The following is a 4,263-nucleotide window of genomic DNA, read 5'->3' as shown; positions in this document are numbered from 1 at the left end:
GTGCTTACCGGACAGCGACCATCCGGACCCGGAGGGCTGGACCTCCCGGGACAAGTCCGCGGCGGTGGGTGAGACCGCCGCCATGAACGCTCTGGAGCGCTCCGAGTACAGCCGCGAGGTCGTCGACCGTGTCCGCGTCAATCAGGCGAACGCCCTGCGACATGACAAGGCGGCGCGCAAAGTCGTCAAGGCCTCGAAGTGGCTGCTGCTGCGCTCACCGCGCAACACCAACCGGGCCCAGCATGTGCGCCTCTAGGAGCTCTTCGATGCGAACACCCCGCTGATGATCGCCTACATGCTCCGAGAGGATCTCAAGGCCTTGTGGAGTCACCGAGACCCGGACGAGGCAAGAGGTTGCTGGGAAGAGTGGTACCAGCGCGCCATGGAGTCCGGCGTTGCGGCCATCCAGCGCTTTGCCGAGCGCATCAAGGGCTTCGTGCCGGGCATCATCCTCGCCCATGCCGAGTTCCCGCTACACACGAGCCTCATCGAGGGCATCAACAACAAGATCAAGGTCATTAACCGAATGGCCTACGGTGTCCGCGATGACGAGTACTTCTTCCTCAAGATCCGATCCGCTTACCCCGGTAATGCGCGATAAACCTTAAATTTGACCGATTGGTTTTAGAAACATTTGCGCCTTTTTGACTGCGAATGGTTTAGGAGTCTCTGTGAAAGTCGTTGCCTTATTTAATACAGTTGATGCTGGAAATATTGGGCTTGAAAACTTTGCATTTCAAAAATCCGATCTTCGGCGGAACATTGTCGCGATAAGGCAATCCCGTCAAGCTGCGTTGATGCAGATAAACAAAGCCTATCCTGACTGGGACGTCCAGATCGTATCTAGTCAGGAAGACAGCAAGACAAGCCTATTTTGTGGTCTGCCGACCTTAATGAGACTTCGGCGGCCGATGGTAATGCATGCACATCATGCCCGAGCAGCGCTTCTCGCAGCGCTTCTGCGTTGCATTCCTAAGACGCGGTTAGTCACTACTGCGCACAGTAATTTCAATAGCTACAAAAAAAGACATAAAATATCATTCGGTTTTGCGTTTCTTTTTTCTGACCGAATCGTTTGTAACTCCGAGGGGACGAAGGCATCTTTGCCCTGGTTTGTCAGACGGACAAAGTCCACGGTCATTTACAATGGCATCGATTTTCGAAAACTAGATATAGCGTCCAGCTCAATTGAGAAAACGCAGACAAAAACCGTAATGGTTGGGACTGTCTGTCGAATGGTTCCGCAGAAAGACCTGCCGACGCTTCTTCGCGGATTTGCTAAGGCCTACGCAAAGTCAGAGGTTCCGCTCACGCTGAGGCTAGTCGGGGATGGTCCGGAGCGCTGCAATATAGATCGGCTGATCCGAGAACTTGACATCGAGGATGCGGTTGAGCTTACAGGCGCGTTGTCGCGTTATAAAGTATACGAAACCCTTGTTGATATGGATATATTCGTGGTTTCTTCACGATGGGAAGGGTTCTGTAACGCGATGGTTGAAGCCGGGGCCGCGGCTAAGGCGATTCTTGCGACCGATATCGATCCGTTACCTGAAGTAATTGGACGAGAGAATGCTGTCTTTTTCAACGCTGGGGATAGCGAAGCGCTCGGTAAGCAGTTGCTCGGGCTTTCCGTTGACAGTAAGCGCCGGGAGAAGTTGGGCCAAAAGGCAAGGGATTTCGTACGCCACCGTTATTCGCTAGAATTAAGCGCTGAGCGATATCGGAAAGTTTACGAGGGCCTTGCTGAGGAGCTGCAGGGGTAGCGAGGTTGATCGTTAGCCACAGGCATAAATTCATCTTCATTCACTGCCGCAAGGTGGCCGGCAGCGCCATGAAGGTAGCGCTAACACGGCACCTGGGGCCGCGCGACATCGTCATCGGCAGCCTTAACGAGATCATTGGATCTGGGCAGAAGATACCGCCGGGCCTGCTGCCGGTTCTGAAGCGGCCCAAGATGCGGGCAGTGGCGCTGGGGGCGCGGGTGCTGGGCAAGTCCTGGCCCGAGGCGGAGAACATCGCTGTGAAACAGTATTACAGTCGGCGCCTGGCCCCGAACCCGCCGCATCCGCCGGCCGCGGCGGCGGCCGCCTTTCTAGGCGAGGTCTGGGGCACTTATCGCAAGTTCTGCTTCACCCGGAACCCCTTCGAGCGGGTGGCCTCGGACTACAACTGGCGCAAGCGCATGCTCCGCCGGTATTTCACGTTCGAGGAGTTCATAGGCGCGCTGGAGAATCCGGTCGCCTCCGGCGGGATCGTGCATGACCACGCGGTCACAAACTGGGACATGATGTCGATCGACGGGCGTCTGGTGGCCGATCACGTGGGCCGCTACGAACGGCTGGAGGAGGACTTCTCCGACATGATCGCCTCTCTCGGCCTCCCGGATACGCCGCTCGGGCGAGAAAAGGCCACGGCGGCCAGCAATCGCAGCACCTACGGCGCGCTCTACACGCCAGCGCTTCGGGCTCGTGTCGAGGCGCTCTTCGCGCCGGAGCTCGAAGCGTTCGGCTACGGCTTTCCATACTAAACCGGGGTGCGGGAAATGCCTGAGACCAGACTGGAGATTCTAGGCGTCGGCCCGCAGAAGACCGCGACGTCCTGGCTGGCCGAAGTGCTCGCACCGACGGGTGCCCTTTGTTTTCCCTCCGGCGTGAAGGAGACATTCTTCTGGGACCGCCATTTCGACCGGGGCATCGACTGGTACATGGCGCATTTCAACGGGCATGGCCGGCGCATCGAATTCGGGCCGTCCTATTTCCATTCCGCCGAAGTCGTCGAACGCCTGCATGCCCACAATCCAGACCTCAAAGTCATCGTCACGCTGCGTGATCCGGCGGCCCGCAGTTGGTCGCTCTACCAGCACCATCTCCGCAAGGGTCGAGTTGGCGACAGTTTCGAAGAGGCCGATGTCCGGATCCCTGAAATCAGGCAGGCCAGTCGTTACAGCCTGCATGTGCCGCGCTGGCAGAAGGTCTTTGGCCGGGAACAGGTGCTTGTGCTGCTGCAAGATGAGGTCCAGCAGGACCCCGGCGCGGTGCTTGCCCGTGTCGGGCGCTTCATCGGCGAACCGCTCGAGACCGACAGTCTTGATCTGGGCAGGCAAGTCAATGCCGCCGGACACCCACCAAGCCGGGCTTTAGCATCAGTATCGACCCGTGCGGCCGAAATTCTGCGTAATCTCGGGCTTTATGGCGCGGTCAACGTGGCCAAGTCCGCCGGTCTCAAGCGAATAGTCTATGGCGGCGGGACCCGGGGAGCAGATGCTCCGCCCGATGACCTGCGGGCGCAGTTGGTCGATGAATTCGAGGCGGATATCGCCTTTGTCGAACATCTGTTGGGGATTGATCTTGGGCACTGGCGCAAAGTTGGATCCGCGTGATGGCCTGCAGTGCAGCCCGTCTACGCGAAGTGGTTTCGAACGGTGGCACGGGGGTCAACATTAGATGGGAGCCGAATTTAAGGAGTCGACCCTAACAATACCCAACCCTCTGATTATGCTGCATAAATTGTCGATTTTGGCTCGCAGTGATTGCAAGAAACTGGGATAATATGGGTAGTTTCCTTGCAATATCGGATGGGTTTTTGATGCGCCATCGACCTTCGCCGAGTGATGAGCAGAACCATCGCAGCGATGATCTTTTCCGGGCCCGCCTGGATCAGATCATCCGGTCGGATCATCCCCTGGTGCGGCTTGCGGATGCGATGCCCTGGGAAGGCATCGTTGAACAGGTCGCCGACCTTCTGCCGCCGACGCCGGAGGGCGCGGGGCGCGCCTCACTCCCCGTCCGGATGATGGTGGGGCTGCTGTATCTCAAGTACGCCTACAACCTCTCCGATGATCAGGTCCTCGAGCGCTGACTGGAGTCGCCGTACATGCAGTACTTCACCGGTGAGGTGTACTTCCAGCATGAGCTGCCATGCGATCCCTCATCCCTCACGCGTTGGCGTAACCGGTTGGACGAAGCCGGCGCAGAAGAACTGCTCGCCCAGACCGTTGAGGCGGCGAAGACACTGAAGGCCATCCGGCCCCGCGAGCTACGGGTGGTCTCTATCGACACCACGGTGCAGGAGAAGAACGTCGCCCATCCCACCGACAGCCGTCTGCTGGAGGTGGCCCGATCAAAGCTTGCGGAGCGTGCGGCCGAGGCCGACATCAATCTGCGCCAGAGCTACGCGCGTACAGGCCCGCGGCTGAACCGTCAGGCCGGGCGCTATGCCCACGCCCGGCAATACAAACGGATGCGCCGGGTGATCAAACGCCAG

3 protein-coding genes and 3 pseudogenes are annotated in these 4,263 nt (G+C 58.6%); all 6 read left to right on the top strand.

Annotation, left to right across the window (positions count from 1 at the left end; genetic code table 11):
• Positions 1 to 256 (top strand): annotated as a pseudogene (locus FPL11_RS10120) (hypothetical protein); the annotation flags it as partial.
• Between the two features lie 15 nt (positions 257 to 271).
• Positions 272 to 601 (top strand): annotated as a pseudogene (locus tag FPL11_RS10005) (transposase); the annotation flags it as partial.
• 70 nt (positions 602 to 671) lie between these two features.
• Entirely contained in the window at positions 672 to 1,763 is a 1,092-nt protein-coding gene (locus tag FPL11_RS10000) for a glycosyltransferase (RefSeq protein ID WP_144348480.1), read from the top strand.
• Positions 1,764 to 1,768: 5 nt separating this feature from the next.
• Positions 1,769 to 2,527 (top strand): sulfotransferase family 2 domain-containing protein, encoded by a 759-nt coding sequence (locus FPL11_RS09995; protein ID WP_144348479.1) that lies wholly within the window; start codon positions 1,769 to 1,771, stop codon positions 2,525 to 2,527.
• A 15-nt stretch (positions 2,528 to 2,542) separates the two neighbouring features.
• Positions 2,543 to 3,379, top strand: a complete 837-nt coding sequence (locus tag FPL11_RS09990; protein ID WP_235013521.1) for a sulfotransferase domain-containing protein — start codon at positions 2,543 to 2,545, stop codon at positions 3,377 to 3,379.
• Between the two features lie 206 nt (positions 3,380 to 3,585).
• Positions 3,586 to 4,263 (top strand): annotated as a pseudogene (locus tag FPL11_RS10215) (transposase); the annotation flags it as partial.

Origin of the sequence: Spiribacter aquaticus (genome assembly GCF_007625215.1) — a bacterium.
In the GTDB taxonomy this organism is placed as follows: Bacteria; Pseudomonadota; Gammaproteobacteria; order Nitrococcales; family Nitrococcaceae; genus Spiribacter; species Spiribacter roseus.
Note: the sequence above shows the minus strand (reverse complement) of the source record. Positions and strands in the feature narration are given on the sequence as shown.

Excerpts from the sequence above, each read along its gene's own strand:
- FPL11_RS09990 (WP_235013521.1), top strand. The coding sequence starts at position 2,543 with ATGCCTGAGACCAGACTGGAGATTCTAGGCGTCGGCCCGCAGAAGACC.